At 71.1% G+C, this 17,646-nt stretch carries 16 protein-coding genes; 10 read left to right on the top strand and 6 right to left on the bottom strand.

Annotated elements, in window-relative coordinates:
* Window positions 1-273 precede the first annotated feature (273 nt).
* Complete coding sequence (locus EDD92_RS17235; RefSeq protein WP_123965142.1) at window positions 274-894, bottom strand: histidine phosphatase family protein; 621 nt, start codon at window positions 892-894, stop codon at window positions 274-276.
* Window positions 895-934: 40 nt separating this feature from the next.
* A complete protein-coding gene (locus EDD92_RS17240; RefSeq protein ID WP_123965143.1) occupies window positions 935-2,374 on the bottom strand; it encodes an FGGY-family carbohydrate kinase in 1,440 nt (479 codons plus the stop codon).
* A gap of 174 nt (window positions 2,375-2,548) precedes the next feature.
* On the opposite strand from EDD92_RS17240, the gene EDD92_RS17245 reads away from it, so the two are divergent.
* From EDD92_RS17245 to EDD92_RS17265, 5 genes are all read left to right on the top strand, one after another.
* The gene (locus EDD92_RS17245; protein WP_260326571.1) at window positions 2,549-2,731 is read left to right on the top strand and encodes a hypothetical protein; all 183 of its coding nucleotides are present in this window, start codon (window positions 2,549-2,551) and stop codon (window positions 2,729-2,731) included.
* Window positions 2,728-3,564, top strand: a complete 837-nt coding sequence (locus EDD92_RS17250) for a DeoR/GlpR family DNA-binding transcription regulator (protein ID WP_123965144.1) — start codon at window positions 2,728-2,730, stop codon at window positions 3,562-3,564. Before EDD92_RS17245 ends, EDD92_RS17250 begins: the two co-directional genes overlap by 4 nt.
* A gap of 84 nt (window positions 3,565-3,648) precedes the next feature.
* On the top strand, window positions 3,649-4,671 hold the full coding sequence (locus EDD92_RS17255; protein ID WP_123965145.1) for a 2-hydroxyacid dehydrogenase: 1,023 nt from the start codon (window positions 3,649-3,651) through the stop codon (window positions 4,669-4,671).
* Between the two features lie 127 nt (window positions 4,672-4,798).
* The gene (locus EDD92_RS17260; protein ID WP_123965146.1) at window positions 4,799-6,223 is read left to right on the top strand and encodes an FGGY-family carbohydrate kinase; all 1,425 of its coding nucleotides are present in this window, start codon (window positions 4,799-4,801) and stop codon (window positions 6,221-6,223) included.
* Between the two features lie 106 nt (window positions 6,224-6,329).
* Window positions 6,330-6,557 carry a hypothetical protein gene (locus EDD92_RS17265; protein WP_051833426.1) on the top strand — a complete coding sequence of 76 codons (228 nt, stop codon included), beginning with the start codon at window positions 6,330-6,332 and terminating at the stop codon, window positions 6,555-6,557.
* A 3-nt stretch (window positions 6,558-6,560) separates the two neighbouring features.
* Here EDD92_RS17265 and EDD92_RS17270 read toward each other — a convergent pair whose 3' ends face one another.
* Entirely contained in the window at window positions 6,561-7,223 is a 663-nt protein-coding gene (locus EDD92_RS17270) for a DsbA family protein (RefSeq protein WP_123965147.1), read from the bottom strand.
* A 148-nt stretch (window positions 7,224-7,371) separates the two neighbouring features.
* Between EDD92_RS17270 and pepN the strand changes: the two genes are divergently transcribed.
* Window positions 7,372-9,978 (top strand): aminopeptidase N, encoded by a 2,607-nt coding sequence (gene pepN, locus EDD92_RS17275; RefSeq protein WP_123965148.1) that lies wholly within the window; start codon window positions 7,372-7,374, stop codon window positions 9,976-9,978.
* Window positions 9,979-10,166: 188 nt separating this feature from the next.
* Complete coding sequence (locus EDD92_RS17280) at window positions 10,167-11,213, top strand: hypothetical protein (protein ID WP_123965149.1); 1,047 nt, start codon at window positions 10,167-10,169, stop codon at window positions 11,211-11,213.
* Window positions 11,214-11,301: 88 nt separating this feature from the next.
* Here the strand turns inward: EDD92_RS17280 and EDD92_RS17285 are convergent, their stop codons facing one another.
* A complete protein-coding gene (locus EDD92_RS17285) occupies window positions 11,302-12,225 on the bottom strand; it encodes a LysR family transcriptional regulator (protein WP_123965150.1) in 924 nt (307 codons plus the stop codon).
* Window positions 12,226-12,415: 190 nt separating this feature from the next.
* On the opposite strand from EDD92_RS17285, the gene EDD92_RS17290 reads away from it, so the two are divergent.
* Together EDD92_RS17290 and EDD92_RS17295 are read left to right on the top strand one after the other, a co-directional pair.
* Window positions 12,416-13,762, top strand: a complete 1,347-nt coding sequence (locus EDD92_RS17290) for a hypothetical protein (protein ID WP_123965151.1) — start codon at window positions 12,416-12,418, stop codon at window positions 13,760-13,762.
* A gap of 11 nt (window positions 13,763-13,773) precedes the next feature.
* Window positions 13,774-14,547 carry a hypothetical protein gene (locus tag EDD92_RS17295; RefSeq protein ID WP_123965152.1) on the top strand — a complete coding sequence of 258 codons (774 nt, stop codon included), beginning with the start codon at window positions 13,774-13,776 and terminating at the stop codon, window positions 14,545-14,547.
* A gap of 27 nt (window positions 14,548-14,574) precedes the next feature.
* Here the strand turns inward: EDD92_RS17295 and EDD92_RS17300 are convergent, their stop codons facing one another.
* The gene (locus EDD92_RS17300; RefSeq protein ID WP_123965153.1) at window positions 14,575-14,922 is read right to left on the bottom strand and encodes a helix-turn-helix transcriptional regulator; all 348 of its coding nucleotides are present in this window, start codon (window positions 14,920-14,922) and stop codon (window positions 14,575-14,577) included.
* 65 nt (window positions 14,923-14,987) lie between these two features.
* On the opposite strand from EDD92_RS17300, the gene EDD92_RS17305 reads away from it, so the two are divergent.
* Window positions 14,988-16,202, top strand: a complete 1,215-nt coding sequence (locus EDD92_RS17305) for an MFS transporter (protein WP_123965154.1) — start codon at window positions 14,988-14,990, stop codon at window positions 16,200-16,202.
* 253 nt (window positions 16,203-16,455) lie between these two features.
* Here EDD92_RS17305 and EDD92_RS17315 read toward each other — a convergent pair whose 3' ends face one another.
* The gene (locus tag EDD92_RS17315; protein ID WP_123970429.1) at window positions 16,456-17,640 is read right to left on the bottom strand and encodes a glycosyltransferase; all 1,185 of its coding nucleotides are present in this window, start codon (window positions 17,638-17,640) and stop codon (window positions 16,456-16,458) included.
* Window positions 17,641-17,646: the final 6 nt, after the last annotated feature.

The raw sequence follows: 17,646 nt of genomic DNA on the forward strand, positions 1-17,646 counted from the left end.
GCCCACTGGTCCGGCCCCCGTTGCGGGGGCGAATCCCACAGGGCGCGGAGCCCGGAGCGGACGGCTTCAGGTGTGACAACTCGCCGACTGCGGTTGCCCGTTCACGTCGAGCCCTCTTGCCACATCATCCACGGGCGTTCGATCACTTCAGGCCACGCTCGTTCGCCCAGGCGGAATCCACGGCCGTGATCAGCCAATTGCGAAAAGGCACCCCGTGACTACCGAATCCCCGCATTGGTTCCCGAAAAGTGTCACCTTCTCTGCGAGGTACCCCTACGCCCCGTCGGGCTCGCACGGGACATTCAGCGAGATCAGCCCAACGGCCCGTCTGTGCATACGGAGTTCCGTGATCGCCGCGTTCCGCAGTTGCGGGAAGACGCGGCGGTAGTCGCCCAGCGGGATGGACAGCAGGTCGCACAGGACCAGACGGAGCAGGGTGTTGTGGGCGACGACCAGGACGCGTTCGCCGTCGTGGGCGGCGGCGATGCGGTGCAGGGCGACGGCGCCCCGGTGCGCCGCGGCCGCCGGGTCCTCGGCGCCCGGAAAGGGGTGGGCCACGGGGTCGGCGCGGAAGGCCTCCGCCGCCTTCGGGTCCTCGGCCGCGAACTCGGCGAGGGTACGGCCCTCCAGCACCCCGAAGTCGCATTCCCGCAGGTCGGGTTCGCGGTGCGGGGTGAGATCGAGGGCGCGGCAGGCGGGTTCGGCGGTGGCGATCGCGCGGGAGACGGTGGACGTCCAGATCGCGTCGACGGGATGGGTGCCGGCCCAGCGGCCGAGCGCCTCGGCCTGGGCGCGCCCGGTCCCGGTGAGGGCGACGTCGCTCACGCCCGCGTAACGGTTCTCGGCGTGCCAGACGGTCTGGCCGTGGCGCGCCAGCAGGAGGGTGGTGCTCATGAAACGCTCCATCCGTGCGGGGCCGGGGCGTGCCGCGTGGTCATGAGCCTGCAGTATCCCGGTCCAGGCGCTTGTGTGCGTGTGCCGCCACGGGGGGCGGGAGCCAGCCTCGGGTCGTCAGTTCGTCGACGAGGCGGGCGTATGGCTCGGCGAACAGGGCCGTGCGGTCGGGGTGGGGGCGCAGGACGGTGTGGATGCGGACCATGCGGTCTGCCACCTCCGTCAGGGGGACCGAGCCCGTTCCATGGGCGGCCAGGGCGGCCATGCCGAGTGCCGGTTCGGTCTGCTCCGGTACGCGAGCGGGGCGGCCGAGGATGTCGGCGCGGAGCCGGTTCCAGTACGGGCTGCGAGCGCCGCCGCCGGTGAAGGTGAGCGGGCCGTCCATCGGGGCGCCCAGGTGGTGCAGGTAGTCCAGGCAGAGGCGCTCGGCGAAGGCGACGCCCTGCAGCAGCGCGGCCCACAGGTCGGCCTCCCCCTCGGGTTCGCCCAGGACCAGGGCGGAGGCCTGCGGCGCCAGGAACGGGAACCGTTCGCCGGGCGACACCAGGGGGTACGCCACCGCGCCCGACGGCTCGTGGGCTGCCGCTCGCGCGTCCATCGCCGACGGGTCGGCGCCCGCGAAGGCGGCGGTCAGCACCCCCGCCCCCACGCTGGACGCCCCGCCGGGCAGCCAACTCCCGTCCGGGGCACGGTGGTTGTAGACCACGCCGGTGGGATCGTGGACGGGCGTCCGGGAAGCCCCCTTCAGCACCAGCGTCGTGCCCAGCACCGAGTTCCAGGAACCCGGGCGCAGCGCCCCGGACGCGATCTGCGCCGCGCAGCCGTCGGTCATCCCGGCGATCACCGGGGTGCCTGCGGGGATGCCGGTGGCCTCCGCGGCGGCCGGGCAGACCTCGCCGAGCGGAGTACCGGGCCGTACGACCTCGGGCAGTTCGGGCGCACCCGGGATGTCCGGCCAGGCGTCGCCCTCCACGTCGTAGGCCGTCTTGAGGGCATGGCTGGAATCGGTGGGGACGGGTCGGCCGACGAGGTGGGCAGCGATCAGGTCGGGCTGGTGGGTGATCTGCCCCCGGCCGTGGTTGCGCAGGAGCCACAGCGCCTTCGGGAGGCCCCACGTGTTCTGCACGGTGAGCCCCGCCCCCCGCAGCCGCTCCGCCTCGGCCCAGGCCCGCCCGTCGTCGTACATCAGCGCGGGGCTCACCGGCCGCCCCGCCGCATCCGTCAGCAGCACGGTCCCGGACGTCCCGCACACCGCGAGTCCGCCGATCCGGTAAGGCGCCTCCCTGAGGGCGACGCGGCACGCCGTGCACACCGCCGTCCACCACTCCCCCGGATCCTGCTCGTGCCGCACCCCGTCACGACTCCCCGCCAAGGGGGCCGAACCGGCGCCGAGGACCGTGCCGTCGGCGGCGACGAGCAGCACCCGGACGCTCTGCGTGCCCAGGTCGATCCCGAGCCACGCCTCGCCCTCGTATCCCATCCGGACCTCCCACGGATCGCGACCCGGGATGTGAACTTCTCACTCTGCCCTGAGATTTTCGCCTGCGCGAGGGATTGACGGCCTTCTTCCGCCGCTACACGCTCTGTTAGCGAGTCGGCTCGACGTGTCAACCCACACAGCGCACCGGGCCCACCCCCCACCCGGAGGTCACGGATGGACCCGCACGGACACGACCGCCGACGCTTCCTCGCCCTCACCGCCGGGGCCGCCACCCGCGCCGACACGACCGGGCTGCGGTCCGACGATCCGGTACGGCTGACGGTCCGGCCTGAGAACCTGCTGCTGTTCGAGGCCGACGGGCCCCAGGGTCCAGGACGACGGATCGGGACACGATGAGCAGCAACACCAGCGGTGGCAGCGCACACCAGCAGGGGCCGGCGGCCCGGCAGGCCGCCATGGCCGAGCAGGTCCTGGCCGACGGGTCGGCGACCGCGGCCGAGCTCGCCGAGCGGTTCGGGGTGAGCCTGATGACCATCCACCGGGACCTCGACGAGCTCGAACGGCAGGGCATCGTAAGGAAGTTCAGGGGTGGCGTCACCGCCCAGCCGTCCGGGGTCTTCGAGTCGAACGTGCAGTACCGGCTGAAGACCATGCGGGCGGAGAAGGCCGCGGTCGCCGAGCAGGCGCTGAGGTCGATAGAGCCCGGCATGGCGATCATGCTGGACGACTCCACCTCCACGCTGGAGATGGCCCGCAGGCTGCGCCTCGGTGAGATCACCCCGCTGACGGTCGTCACCAACTTCCTGGAGGCGATCAACCTGCTCGCGGGCCGGCGGGGCATCCATCTGATGGCCCTCGGCGGCGACTACGACCCGCTGCACTCGTCCTTCCTCGGGGTGTCCTGCGTGGAGGCGGTGCAGTCGCTGCGGGTGGACGTCTGCTTCGCGTCGACGTCCGCCGTGCACGGGGGGTACGCCTACCACCAGGAGCAGCACATCGTGTCGGTGAAGCGGGCGATGCTCGACTCGGCCGCCCGCAACGTCCTGCTGATCGACCACACCAAGCTCGCCCGGACCGCCCTGCACCGGGTCGTCCCGCTGTCCCGCTTCGACCTGCTCCTCGTGGACGACGGGGCGTCGGCGGAGGCACTGCGGGACCTGGACGAGCACAAGGTCGACTACCAAGTCTGCGCGACGAGGGGCGGCGATGACCGAGCTGGAGCCACGTGATCTGCGCAAGGTCCACCGGCCGCGGGGCCGCCCGGCCGTGGACGCCGCCCATGTCCTCGACGCCGAGACAGGAGACTCCCTGCGATGAGCGAACCCGTGCGTGTCGTCGCCGCCGGCGACCACTTCATCCTGCCGTCGCTCATCACAGCGGCGGTCCGTCGGGAACTGGCCTGCGATGTACGCGAGTTGACCCTCGGCTGGCCGCTGGAGCCCTTCGGCCCGGTGGCCGAGGTGACGGAGGCCAGCGACGCCGAGGACGAGCTGATCGACGCGCTCGCGGGGGCGCAGGTGCTGGTCACCCAGATGGGACCGGTGACGGAGCGCGTCCTGGACGCCTGCCCGGACCTGCGGCTGGTGGTCGTGTGCCGGGGCGGCCCGGTCAACGTCAACCTGGACGCGGCCAAACGGCACGACGTCCGTGTCTGCTTCGCTCCCGGCCGCAACGCCGCCGCCACCGCCGAGTTCACCGTCGGCCTGATGCTGGCGGCCCTGCGGCGCATCCCGCAGGCCCACAACCTCCTGGCCGGACAGGGCAGTTGGCAGGGGGCGACGTACTACACGTACGAACACAGCGGACTGGAGCTGGAGGACCTGCCGGTCGGGCTCGTCGGCTACGGGGCCGTCGGCAGCCGGGTCGCTCGGGCGCTGTGTGCGTTCGGGGCGCAGGTGATGGTCCACGACCCGTATGTGCGCGGTGAGATCCACGGGCTGCGGGTGTCTTCGCTCGACGAACTTCTGCGGCGGTCCCGGGTGATCACGCTGCACGCGCGGCTCACCGACGAGACCCGGGGGCTGATCGGTGTACGCGAACTGGCTTTGCTGCCGCGGGGTGCGGTCGTCGTGAACGCCGCCCGCGGGGCATTGCTGGACGAGGAGGCGCTGTGCGACGCGCTGGAGAGTGGGGGGGTGTCGGCGGCGGCGCTCGATACGTACGAGCAGGAGCCGGTGCCGGCGCGGTCGCGGCTGTTCGGGCTGGGCGAGCGGGTGGTGATGACCCCTCATCTGGGCGGGGCATCGCGGGCTGTGGCGGAGAAGGCTGCGCGGATCGCTGCGGGGGAAGTTTCCCGGTGGGTGCGAGGGGAGCCCCTCGCGCACGCGCTGACGTGAGTGCCGCAATGGGTCGTGGTTCGTCTGCGGCGCCGTCGTGGCTTGTCGCGCCCCGCGGCGGAGCCGCATATCGACACAGCCCCGCGCCCCTTCAGGGCGGCTACCGGACCGCAAAGGAGAGAGCGCTATGTACGTCGGGATTGACGTAGGTACGTCCATGGTGAAAGCTGCCGCGTTCGACAGTGACGGGCGTGAGCTCGCCGTCGAGGCGCGGCCCGTGGGGCTTGCCCTGCACGGCGGTGTCGTCGAGCAGGACATGGAGGAGGTGTACGCGGCTGTCGTCGGCGTGCTTGAGACGCTGACCGCCCGGGTGGCGGAGCCGGTCGAGCTCTCCGGGCTGACCGGCCAGGGCGACGGCGTCTGGCTGGTGGACAAGGACGGCCGCCCCGTCCGCCCCGCCGCCTCCTGGATGGATGGCCGGGCTCATGAGCTGCTCGATCAGTGGCTGGCTGACGGGACCTTCGAGACGGTGTTCCGGCGGACGGGGAGTGCCATGTTCCCGGGCTGTCCGGGGCCGCTGCTGGCCTGGTTCGACCGGTACGAGCCGAAGTCCCTGGACGCTGCGGCCACTGCCCTGTACTGCAAGGACATGGTCTTCCGGCGGCTGACGGGGGCGCCGGTGACGACGGATGTGTCGGACGCGTCGATGCCGTTCCTCGACCCGCGGACGCGGACGTACGACAACCGGGTGGTGGAGCTGCTGGGGCTGACCCGTCGCCGCGGTCTGCTCGCTCCCGTCGGCGACCCGATCGCGACGGCCGAGGCGCGCGGCGAGGGCCTGCCGGCCGGCACCCGGCTGGCGAACGGCCCGTACGACCTCCCGGCGTGTGCGCTCGGTGCGGGTGTCACGACCCCGGGGGACGGTCTGCTCATCGTCGGCACCTGTCTGGCCAGCCTGGTCGCCACGACCGATCTCGACCTGACCGGCGAGCCGGCCGGTCTGTACATCTCCACCGACCGTCCCGGTCACTGGCTGCGCGCCATGCCCGCGATGGTCGGCACAGCCGCCCTGGACTGGGTGCTGTCGACGACCGGCGTGCACCACGAGGAGGTCGACGGCCTGCTCGCCGGGACCACGCCCGGTGCGAACGGCGTCCGCGTCCTGCCGTACTTCGCCCCCTCCGGGGAGCGTGCCCCGTTCGTCGAACCCCATCTGCGTGCCGAACTCACCGGCGTCTCCCTGGAGTCGACGAAAGGTGACCTGATCCGCGCGACCTGCGAGGGCATCGGGTACGCCGCCCGCCACTGCCTGGAGGCGGCAGGCCTGACGGGCTCGCTGGCCGTCTGCGGCGGGGGAACGCGCAGCCCTGCCTGGATGCGGCTGCTCGCCGATGTCCTGGGCCGTCCGTTGCGGGTCGTCGAGGGTGAAGTGGGCGCGCGGGGTGCGGTGCTGGCGGCGGCGGAGCGGTACGGGGTCGTGCTGGACGCGGCGGCGTGGACCGAGCCGACAGCGGTCGTGGAACCGGACGCGGGCCGGGCGGCGTACTACGCGAAGGCCTACGAGGACCATCTGGCGCGGCTCGCGGAGGCGCGGGGAAGGGCGCGCGGATGAACGACCCCGACGCGTCCGGACCCGACGATTTCGGGGACGCGTTCGCCGAGTACGCGCTGTAATACCGCCTGGGAGTCGACGCGGTGGTGATCGCGAGGAGGCGTTGATGACGAGAACCCGGGCGTGCCCGACCTGCGGGACGATGCAGGAGTTCCGGAAGCTGGACGACGCCGAACGGGCGGCCGTCCGGGAGAAAAAGGGGGACCGCCACTATGTGGACGACCTCTGGCGCTGCACTGCCGTCGGCTGTCTGACGTACTTCCCCGCCGGACACCTGAGCGAGCGCGGCCTCCTCCCCGAGAAGTTCCGCAAGGAGGAGGCCGACCCCGTCTGATCCCTACAGGTTGCTGAAGTCCGGACCCGCCGTCCGGGTCCGCTTGATCTCGTAGAAGCCCGGTACCGAGGCCACCGCGAGGGTGCCGTCCCAGAGTTTGGCGGCGTCCTCGCCCTTGGGGGCCGGGGTGACGACCGGGCCGAAGAAGGCGATCTGCTCGCCGTCCGCGCCGGGGACGGCGATGACGGGGGTGCCGACCTCCTGGCCGACCTTCTCGATGCCCTCCTTGTGGGAGGCGCGCAGCTCGGCGTCGAACTCGAAGTCCTCCTGGTCGGCGTAGTCGATGAGGTCGGCGGGCAGGCCGACGTCGGCCAGGGCGCCCACGATCGCCTCGACGGTCGGGCCCTCGCCCTGGTTGTGGATGCGGGTGCCGAGGGCGGTGTAGAGCGGGCCGACGACGTCCTCGCCGTGCTTCTGCCAGGCCGCGGTCACCACGCGCACCGGCTTCCATGCCTTGGTGGCGAGCATCTCCCGGTACTCCTCGGGCAGCTCGTCGATCCGGTTCTCGTTGAGCACCGCCAGGCTCATGATGTGCCAGCGGACCTCTATGTCCCGGACCTTCTCCACTTCCAGCACCCAGCGGGACGTCATCCACGCCCAGGGGCACAGCGGGTCGAACCAGAAGTCGACGGGGGTCTTGGCAGAGGCGGTCGCGGTCTCGGACATGGTTCTCCCAGGAATACGGTCGTTTCCCCAGGCAACACCAGCCGTCACCGAGCCCATTCCCGGGTGCCCGGGGTCAGGGGCACATGGCAGGATCGGTCCTGTTCCGCCGTACCGTCCCTGTCCGATATGCCCAGAGGGAGTACCGCCCGTGCCCGGTGAGAATCTGACCCGCGACGAGGCCCGGGAGCGGGCCGCCCTGCTGTCCGTCGACGGGTACGACGTGTCCCTCGACCTGCGTACGGCGGTGGGGGAAGAGGACGGCGACGGTCCGCGCACCTTCCGGTCCGTCACCACGATCCGCTTCCGCAGCAGCGAACCCGGCGCCGCCACCTTCGCCGACCTGATCGCGCCGAGTGTGACCTCCGTCTCACTCAACGGGAGGGATCTCGACCCCGGTCAGGTCTTCGACGGCTCCCGGATTCTCCTGGAGGACCTCGCCGCCGAGAACGAGCTGGTCGTCGACGCCCAGTGCGCCTACTCCCGCACCGGGGAGGGCCTGCACCGCTTCGTCGACCCGGAGGACGGCGAGGTGTACCTGTACACCCAGTACGAGCCGGCCGACTCCCGTCGCGTCTTCGCCAACTTCGAGCAGCCGGACCTCAAGGCCCCGTTCCGCTTCGAGGTGCGGGCACCGGAGGGGTGGACGGTCTGGAGCAACGGCGTCGGCGAGCGGGCGGACGGGGTGTGGAGGTTCGCGGAGACGAAGCCGATCTCCACCTACATCACGTGCGTGGTGGCGGGCCCGTACCACTACGTCACGGACTCCTACGAGCGGACCTTCGAGGACGGTACGCGGCTGGAGATCCCCCTCGGCGCCCTGTGCCGCAAGGGTCTGGCGCCCTACTTCGACTCGGACGACGTCTTCCTCGTCACCAAGCAGGGCCTGGACTTCTTCCACGACCACTTCGACTACCCGTACCCCTTCGGGAAGTACGACCAGGCGTTCGTCCCCGAGTACAACCTCGGCGCGATGGAGAACCCGGGGCTGGTCACCTTCCGCGAGGAGTTCATCTTCCGCGGCAAGGTCACGCGGGCCTCGTACGAGGGACGGGCCAACGTCATCCTGCACGAGATGGCGCACATGTGGTTCGGCGACCTGGTCACCATGGTGTGGTGGGACGACCTGTGGCTGAAGGAGTCCTTCGCGGACTTCATGGGCACGTTCGCGAACGTCGGCGCGACCCGCTTCACCGACGCCTGGATCACCTTCGCCAACCGCCGCAAGGCCTGGGCGTACCGAGCCGACCAGCTGCCCTCCACCCACCCGATCACCGCGGACATCCGCGACCTGCAGGACGCGAAGCTCAACTTCGACGGCATCACGTACGCCAAGGGTGCATCGGTGCTGAAGCAGCTGGTGGCGTACGTCGGGCAGGACGCGTTCCTGGAGGGTGCGCGCCGCTACTTCAAGCGGAACGCGTACGGCAACACGCGCCTCGGCGATCTGTTGTCGGTGCTGGAGGAGACCAGCGGACGGGACATGGGCGCCTGGGCGCGGAAGTGGCTGCAGACGGCCGGCGTCAACTCCCTCACTCCGCAGGTGCTGTTGGACGCGGAGGGGCGGGTGGACGAGCTGGTGGTGCTCCAGGAAGCCGCCGCTGTGCTCAATCAGCCGACTCCGTCGGCGGGGCACCCCGAGCTGCGGCCGCACCGGGTGGCGGTCGGCCTGTACCGGCGCACGGCCGAGGGTGCGCTGGAGCGGTACGCGCGGGTCGAGACGGACGTCGACGGACCGCGTACGGTCGTGGCGGAGCTGGCGGGTGCTCAGGCGCCGGAGCTGGTCCTCGTCAACGACGACGACCTCACGTACTGCAAGACCCGCTTCGACGACACCTCGCTGGCCACGCTGCGCGAGCACCTCGGTGCGATCACCGACCCGCTGGCCCGCGCCCTGTGCTGGTCGGCGCTGTGGAACCTCACCCGGGACGCGCTGCTGCCCGCCGCCGACTTCGTGGACCTGGTGACGCGGTTCGCGCGCCGCGAGTCCGACATCGGCGTCCTGCAGATGCTGCACGCCTGGGCGAACTCGGCGCTGGTCAACTATGCGGCACCGGCCTGGCGGCCGACCGGCGAGCGGCTGCTGGCCGAGGTCGCCCTGCGGGATCTGCGGGCGGCCGAGCCGGGCAGCGAGCAGCAGCTGGCCTGGGCCCGTTTCCTTGCGACGGTGGCGGCCGGCCCGGACGAACTGGCGCTGCTGCGCGGCCTGTTGGACGGTACGGAGAAGGTCGACGGTCTTGAGGTGGACCAGGAGCTGCGCTGGGCGTTCCTGGAGCCGCTGGCCGCGCACGGGGCCGCGGACGAGACGGTGCTGGCCGCCGAGCTGGCCCGCGACGACACGGCGTCCGGCAAGCGCCACCAGGTCCGCTGTCTGGCCGCCCGCCCCTCCGAAGCGGTGAAGGCGCAGGCCTGGGCGCAGGTGGTGGAGTCGGACGCGCTGTCCAACGCCCTGGTGGAGGCGACGATCGCGGGCTTCGCGCAGCCTTCGCAGCGGGAGCTGATCGCGCCGTACACCTCGAAGTACTTCGCGGCGATCGAGCGGGTGTGGCGGGAGCGGTCGATCCAGATCGGCATGGACGTGGTCCGGGGGCTGTTCCCGTCCTGTCCGACGGAGCAGGACGCGCAGTCGACGCTGGACGCGACGGACGCGTGGCTGGCGGCCCACGAGGAGGCGGCGCCGGCGCTGCGCAGGCTGGTCCTTGAGGCGCGCGACGACCTGGCGCGGGCGCTGCGGACCCAGGCTTTGGCCAACGGTTGATCCGCCCGTGACCGTTACGGAATCCGGTCAATAACACCCGTAACCCCTGGTCCGACCCGAACGGACCAGGGGTTTTCCGTGCCCTATCGGCATCCGAACAAGCGTCCTTTAGTGCCACCTTGTCCGTTTTTGTCGACGAGCGTGTAACAGCGGTTAGAGAGCGGTTCGAGCGCGGGAAACCCCCCGTCATGAACCACAACACCCCGCTCCCCCCGGCCTCCCCCCGCCCCCTGCGTCACCTCGCCGAGGTGCACCGCCGCGTTCTGACGACGGCTCAGCTCCGGGCGCACGGCGTCTCGTCCGCGGAGATGACCGAGCAGTGCCGCACCGGCGGCCCCTGGCAGCAGCTCCTCCCGGGCGTCTTCCTCCTCCACCCGGGCCCGCCGACCAGCGAGGAGCGGCTGCACGCGGTGCTGATGTACGCGGCGCGCGAGTCGGCGCCCGGAGTGCCGTCGCAGCCCGGCGCGGAGGACCCCCACCGACCGGTCTACCCGGAGGCGATGATCACGGGCCTGGCGGCCCTGACGCTGCACGGCTTCACGTCCGCCCCGCCGCTGCTGTCGCTGGAGAAGATCGACGTACTGGTCCCGCGGCTGCGCCGGCTGCGCTCGGCGGGCTGTGCACGGGTCGTCCGCACGCACGCGCTGCCGACTCCCCAGCAGGTGACGGGAGTTCCGATCGCGCCGGTGCCGCGCGCCCTGGCCGACGCGGTCTCGGAACTGGCGGACGCGGGCGCGGTACGCCGGCTGCTGACGGAGGCGGTACGCGCCGGCCACTGCGAACCGGCTTCGGTGGTACGGGCGTTGAACCAGGCGAAGCTGCTCAGCCGCCCGCACGTGGTGGACGCGGTGGACTCCCTGCTGGCCGAGGGCCGCGCCATCGCGGAGGACCGGCTGTACCGGATGGTCCACGACTACGGCCTGCCCGACCCGGTCTGGAACGTGGACCTCCGGCTGCCGGGCGGCCCCCACCTCGGCGGCCTGGACGCGTACTGGCCGGAGCAGGCAGTGGCCGTGGAGCTGGACACCAGGGCCCCACGACAGGACGAGGACGCGCTGTGGTCCGAATACGCCCGCAAGCGGGAGCACTTGGAGCGCCTGGGCATCACGGTCGTCCACATCACGCCCAAGAAGCTCCGCGACTCGATGGAACAGCAGGCGGCGGTCGTCCGCACGGCACTGATGGCGTCCGGCGACCGGGAGCCCGCCGCTTATGTCGTGGTGCTGCCCCGGTAGTGACGGACCGGGGCGGGACCAGGAGGGGAGAGGAGGGGCCACCGGGGGTCGGTGGCCCCTCCTCGTGTGCGGTCAGGCTCGCGTGCGGTCAGGAGGCCAGCGGCTGTGCCGGCTCGGGTACGAGGTCGTACGGGTCGTCGTGGGTGCCCTCGTCCAGGTAGGGGAAGCAGCGCAGGGCGTCGCGGGCCGCGAGGTGCGCCGCCTCGATGACGCCCTCCTTGGTGCCGGGTGCGACCACCAGCGACACGGGGACCGGGTCGACCGGCGGGAAGCACTCCGTCGGGGCCTTGCGCAGCCCCCACAGCTCGTCCGCGTTGGCCGGCAGACAGGTGTTGCCGAGCCCGGCGCGGATCGCGGCCCGCACGCCGGGCAGGTCCGGGCCCTCGTAGACGCTCCGCCAGGGGAGCCGGCCGAGGGTGACGGAGTTGAGGACGTGGACCCGGAGGTTGCAGGGCTCGGCGCACAGGACCAGCGGGAGCGGGGCGCCCGCGTCCACCAAGTGGCGGCCGAACCAGGCGAGTTGTATGCGGCCCAGGAACCGGTCCCGGCTTCCGCGGGGCGGCGCGGAGATCAGGGCGAGGTCGAGTTCGCCGTCCGCGACCCGGGCGGTGAGCGGTGCGCTCAGGCCCGTGCGCAGGGCGACCCGGGCCTCGGGCAGTAATCGGGTCAGACCCGACAGCAGCTCGGGCATGGCGGGCTCGAACTGCTGGGAGATACCGACCGACAGCACCACTTCGCGACGCGCCACGGCGCTGACCCGGGCGACCGCCTCGTCGTTGAGGGCGACCATCCGGCGGGCGTATCCGGCGAGCTCCTCGGCCTGCGGACTGAGCCTGAGCCGGCGCCCGGTGCTGGTGAAGACGGGGCCGTCAAGAAGGGATTCGAGGCGTCGTATGTGCTGGCTCACGGCGGGTTGTGTGAGGGAAAGCCGCTCGGCTGCACGCCGGAAACCTCCCGTTTCCAGAATGGTAACGAGGGTACGCAGTTGACCTACATCAAGATTACGGAACATAACCAGGCGCCTTACCCAGGCATGCTGCACAGATTCCCCCCTTGACCGTTTGTTAACGAATCCTTTCCAGTTACACGGAGTTGCCGATAAGCTTCAATTATTGAAGCAATAAACAACTCTCGTTGGTCCGTCAGACGCCTCTCACCTAGGCTTTTGCCAACCGTCCAACGACGTTTTCAGGGGGACCCACGTGAACAAGTCCGCATACTTCGACGTACACACGACGATAGAGCGGGTCAGCACGGTAAACCTTCTCGAAAAGCTGGCGGAAGCCTCCGACCCCGAGCCGTACCCCATTGTTCGGTACGCCCGGGTCCTCAAGGAACTGCGCAAGCAGTCGGCCACCATCGGAAACGAGCAGCAGCAGATAGAATTCGGCCGACTGGTGGCTAATTCCCTGCGGGAACTCGCAGCGGAACTCGGCCTTCCGGAAAACCATTTCTCCGTCGACACCTCGGGCGACCCGCTGCTGGTCCGGGAGGGCGCGGGACAGCACTGGATCCTCCCCACCCACTTCGAGGGCGGCGCCTACTTCAGCGCCCCGCACGCCGACCACCAGTACGCGCTGGGGGCGGGGCAGATACCCCGTATCAACATCGGCAGGTATGTGCGGTTCGGCAAGGGCAGCGGGATCAACGCCGGCGGCGACATCACCATCGGAGACGGCGCCTGGCTGTCCCCCGGAAGTCTGCTCCTGCGCCAGGACCACAGCGCGTACGGGCGCCCGTCGATCGGCGCGCGCACCGTCTCCATGACGCACCAGCCTGGTGTCGTGCTGCGCGACTACGCCTGGGTGGGCCGCGACGCCATGGTGGGCTGGAACGCCGACTACCTGGGCCTGGCGAGCGTCGTCGGCACCCGGTCCTTCATCAACGGCTGGGTGGGCGACTACTCCATCGTCGGCGACCACGGGCGCATCCTGCAGTACCAGCCGTTCAAGGCCTTCCTGTTCGGCCGGTACGACCTGACGGTGGAGGAGGTCCTGCGGATCTCCGACTGGGGCCGGGTCGACGAGGACTGGCTGCGCGTCCACGGCGAGGAGCGCGGCGCCCTGCTCGACGCCGGCACGGACCTGTCCGAACTCGCCGACCTGGTACGGGAGGTGACCCACCCGCGCTCGCGGGCCCTGCTCCTCAAGCCGGACTCGCTGCGGCTCGTGCCCCTGCTCGCCCAGGGCCGCCTCGACATCGCCACGCACTCCCCGGACCTCACGCCCCATGTCCTGCAGTGGGCGGGCGACCACAAGGCCCTGCGGATCAGGGTCCGTTCGGACCTCACCACCACCGAGCTGCCCTTCGAGACGGCCGGCACCTTCCACTACAACAAGCGGATCGGATACGACCTCACGGTCTCGGAACACGCCCCGGACACCCCGGTCGTACCGCTCGCCGAGCTGGAGCGCACCCTGCTCCAGGGCGGCGTCCTGATCACCGACGTCCGCAACCTGCCGGCCGGCGGCGAGCGGCCCGACAACCTTGTCGAGACCCATGAACTGCAGCTCGGCGGGCGGCAGTACAAGGCGTTCAAGAAGAAGTGAGGTGAGTGCGGATGACCACGACCCGGAAAGTCACCGGCACGTACGAACTCGCGGTCGGTTACGCCGACAGCGGCCTGTCCTGGCCGGAGTACCTGGACGGCCTCGCCGGGCACGAGGAGCGGCCGTCACCTCCCGGCACGGTCCCCTTCCTCCCCGAGGAACGCTCCCGGGCCGCCGTCTACAGCTTCGGCTACACCCACGCCGTGGTGAACGAAACAGCGGTGGAGAAAGGCAAGCTGGACTTCTACTACAAGGGAACCGGCGACCTGCTGCGCACCGACGGGGACCCGCTCTCCAGCCCGGTGCCGCTGACCGGCGGCGGCATCGAGGTCGAGTACTGCGCCGTGTACTGCGTGAACAAGGAGGGCGACCCGGTCTACCTCGGCTTCACGCTGGCCAACGACTTCTCCGACGCGGGCCTGCGGCACGCGCGCCGCAATCTGGCGAACCTGTCGAAGCTCCAGCCGACGGCCGTGGCCGCCGAGGTGGTCCTCGACGAGCTGCCGCCGTCCAGTGCGGTCACCGCGTCGATCAGCCGCGACGGCACGGCGGTGTGGGAGCGCCGAGGGGCGCTCGGCAGGCGGGAGATGCTCTACTCGCCCCGCGTCCTGGAACGGCTGCTGTTGCGCCGGCGCGGCCTGTTCGAGGCGGGCACGGTCGTGTACCTGCTGCTGGGGTCGTGCATCAGCTCGCACAAGGACGGGGCCGAGTTGCGCGACGGTGACGTGATCACGATGCGGGACACGTACACGGGGCTGAGCCTCGGCAACGTGTTCTTCGGCTGAGCGGTGCCCGGGCGGGGATGGCGAACGTCACTGTTCGCCGTCCCCGCCCTCCCCCACGTGCTTCACGAGTTCCATGTTCTTGACGACGGCCGGCAACAGCCCCGGGAAGCGCTCCTCGAACTCGTCCGCCCGCAGCCGGGCGCTCTGCTGCTGCCCCTGGTGGCTGCGCCAGATGAGCCCGCACTCCCTGAGGACCCGGAAGTGGTGGGAGGCGTTCGACTTGCTGATGCCCAGGTCGTTGTAGATGACCGAGCACTCGGTCTCACCGCGCTCGGCGAGCAGCGCGACGATGCGCAGGCGCAGCGGATCGCTCAGCCCGTGCATCGCCTCGGCCAGGCTGACGTTGGCCAGTTCGGCATGGAATCTGTCCCGCATGACGTCGACCCTACTGCCAGAGAACCCACCTTCCAAAGGTTCAATGACTCTTGTACCGTTGGACCATGAATCCAAGGATCTACCTCTTAGCCCTTGGCACCTTCACGGTGGGCACCGAGGGATATGTGATCGCCGGAGTGCTCCCCGACGTGGCCCACGACCTCCACTCGACGGTGTCCGTGTGCGGGCAGATGGTCACGGTCTTCGCCCTGGTCTATGCGATCGCCGGGCCGCCCCTGATCGGCCAGTTCCAGCACGTCCCCCTCAAACGGCTCCTGATCTGGGCCGCGGTGGGTTTCGCCGCGGCCAATGTGCTCGCGGCCGTCGCCCCCGACATCGCGACGCTGGCCGTGGCGCGGGTCCTTGCGGCGCTGGGCGCGGCCCTGTTCGCGGCGCCGGCGGCGGCCGCCGCGGCGGCACTGAGCAAACCCGAGGAACTCCCGCGCGCGATCGCCGTCACGGCCGGCGGCAACGCGGTCGCCCTCACCCTCGGCGCCCCCATCGGCACGGTGGTGGGCGCGGCGCTGGGCTGGAGGGCGTCCTTCGCCTTCGTGGCCGCCCTGGCGCTCGTCACCGCGCTGGCCGTCCTGGCCTGGCTCCCGGACGTGCCCGGCACGGCGGGTGCGACGGCCGGACGCCTGAACCTGCTGCGCCGGGGCCCGGTCCGCTGGGGCCTGGTCACGACCTTCGGCCTCTTCCTGGCCGCCTACACGATGTACACGTACCTGTCCCCCGTCGCGCACCGGGCAACCGGCCTGGGCAGTACGGGAGTTGCGGCGCTGATGGTCGTGTTCGGGGCGGGCGGCTTCACGGGCGGGCGCCTCATCGGCTCGGTGCTGAAGAAGCACGCGCTGGCGAAGGTGCTGCGGACGGTGCTGCTGCTCATCGCCGGATTCCTGGCGGTGCTGACGCTGCTGACGATCGCTCACATCCCGACCGCAGCCCGGGTCATCGCCTTCCCGCTCCTCTTCGCCTTCGGCCTGGCCTGGTGGTCGGGCGGCATCAGCCAGCAGACCCGCCTGGCGGGCCTGGCCCCCGAGCAACGCTCCCAGGCTCTCGGCCTGCACTTCTCCGCCCAGTTCCTGGGGGTCGCGGTCGCCGGAGCCCTTGGCGGCCTGACCCTGTCCACGGCCGGCGCGGCCGGAGTACCCGCGGTCGCGGGCATGATCGCCCTGGCGGCGCTGGTGAGTGTGCGTCAGGTCCTGCCGCCGTCTCACGTCGACGCCCCGACGACCGAGACAGCGCCGGCGGACCTACGGGGGGCGACACGCGTGGAGTGAACGGCGCTGCGCCGAGGAGGCGACGGTCCGCGCCGCGGAACCCTGGCCGCCGCCGTCCCTCCTCGCCACGCCCCGTCTTTCTCGCCCCCGCCGCCCCTTCCCGTCCCGACCCTGGGGGGCTGCCGCCCCCAGACCCCCGCTTTCGGCCTGAACGGCCTCGTCCTCAAACGCCGGACGGGCTGAAAAACTCAGCCCCTCCCGCGTTTGAGGAGCGGGGGTCCGGGGGCTGGCCCTTCCGCTCGAGTCGGAGGCCCTACCGCGGCTCCGGGAGGGCCGGGCTCGTGGCGGTGCCTGCGGCCACCCAGTCGAGGAGGGTGGCGTACGACGCGATCATGCGGGTGCGGCTGAAGCGTTCGCGGCTGGCTGCAAGAGCTGGTGCGAGGTCGGCCCGGGCGGCTGCCGCCTCCCCCCACGCCGCCGCGATGGCTTTCGCGTCCGGCGGCGTGACGAAGCCGTGGCCCGCCACGATCGCCGCGCTGTCGCCGACGTCGGTGGCGACCGGTACGGCGCCGCACATCATGCCCTCGACCAGGCACAGCGGGGCCGCCTCGCCCCAGGAGGAGGTCAGCGCGACGACGTCGGCACCGGCGTACACGGACTCCATGTCGTGTCGGACGCCGAGCAGGTGGACGCGGTCCGTCAAGGTCCGCTGCGGTCCGAACGCGGTCTCGATGTCCACCTCCAGCCCCGGGTTCGACGGTGTCATGCCCGCCCCGCACATCAACACATGTCCCCCTGGTTCCCGGCCCAGCCACTCCCGCGCCGCCCGCAGGAACAGCGGGACGTTCTTCATGGCGTCGTAGCGGGCCGCGAAGACGACCACCGGAGCGGTGGCGGGGATGTCGAGGGACGTGCGCAGGGCGAGCCGCCGGGCCGCGTCGGGGCGGAAGCGGAGCAGGTCCACACCGTTCGGGATGACGTGCAGAAGCTCGGCCGGGATCCCCGCGGCCTCGTACGCGGAGCGGGTCGACTCCGCGCAGCACACGCACGCCACCACCCTGCCGTCGGCGATGGCGGCCTTCAGCTCGTCGAGGGCCGCCCCCTGGTTCTCCGGGTCGGAGCGGTGCAGACAGACCACGACGGGGCGGCGCGGCAGGCCCGCCTGGTTGAGGAGACGGAGGGGTTGTTCCTTCAAGGAAAGGATCACGTCCGCGTCCGCCGTCGCCCGCGCCGTGTCGGCCAGCTCCGGGCCGGTGAAGGTGGCCGGATCACCGCTTGCGGGGAAGACCCGGCCCAGGGAAGTGACACCCACGCCCGCCGCGGTCAGCGACCGGTAGCAGGCGTCGTCCTCCATCCGCTGCCGGGTGGCCTCCCGGTGCACCTCGCCATGGAGACTCAGCACGCGATGCTGCTGGTCACCCTCCTGAAGTCCGAGTACGACGTCACTGTGGACGATCCGGGCACCGCCGGAGAAGAAGCCCTCGTAGACCGAGAGCACGTGCAG

Source organism: Streptomyces sp. TLI_185, from assembly GCF_003814765.1.
Taxonomy (GTDB): Bacteria; Actinomycetota; Actinomycetes; order Streptomycetales; family Streptomycetaceae; genus Streptomyces.

Bases quoted from the DNA above. Each gene is read 5' to 3' on its own strand.
- EDD92_RS17235 (WP_123965142.1), bottom strand. From the start codon at position 894: ATGAGCACCACCCTCCTGCTGGCGCGCCACGGCCAGACCGTCTGGCAC.
- EDD92_RS17240 (WP_123965143.1), bottom strand. From the start codon at position 2,374: ATGGGATACGAGGGCGAGGCGTGGCTCGGGATCGACCTGGGCACGCAG.
- EDD92_RS17245 (WP_260326571.1), top strand. From the start codon at position 2,549: ATGGACCCGCACGGACACGACCGCCGACGCTTCCTCGCCCTCACCGCC.
- EDD92_RS17250 (WP_123965144.1), top strand. From the start codon at position 2,728: ATGAGCAGCAACACCAGCGGTGGCAGCGCACACCAGCAGGGGCCGGCG.
- EDD92_RS17255 (WP_123965145.1), top strand. From the start codon at position 3,649: ATGAGCGAACCCGTGCGTGTCGTCGCCGCCGGCGACCACTTCATCCTG.
- EDD92_RS17260 (WP_123965146.1), top strand. From the start codon at position 4,799: ATGTACGTCGGGATTGACGTAGGTACGTCCATGGTGAAAGCTGCCGCG.
- EDD92_RS17265 (WP_051833426.1), top strand. From the start codon at position 6,330: ATGACGAGAACCCGGGCGTGCCCGACCTGCGGGACGATGCAGGAGTTC.
- EDD92_RS17270 (WP_123965147.1), bottom strand. From the start codon at position 7,223: ATGTCCGAGACCGCGACCGCCTCTGCCAAGACCCCCGTCGACTTCTGG.
- EDD92_RS17280 (WP_123965149.1), top strand. From the start codon at position 10,167: ATGAACCACAACACCCCGCTCCCCCCGGCCTCCCCCCGCCCCCTGCGT.
- EDD92_RS17285 (WP_123965150.1), bottom strand. From the start codon at position 12,225: ATGTTCCGTAATCTTGATGTAGGTCAACTGCGTACCCTCGTTACCATT.
- EDD92_RS17295 (WP_123965152.1), top strand. From the start codon at position 13,774: ATGACCACGACCCGGAAAGTCACCGGCACGTACGAACTCGCGGTCGGT.
- EDD92_RS17300 (WP_123965153.1), bottom strand. From the start codon at position 14,922: ATGCGGGACAGATTCCATGCCGAACTGGCCAACGTCAGCCTGGCCGAG.
- EDD92_RS17305 (WP_123965154.1), top strand. From the start codon at position 14,988: ATGAATCCAAGGATCTACCTCTTAGCCCTTGGCACCTTCACGGTGGGC.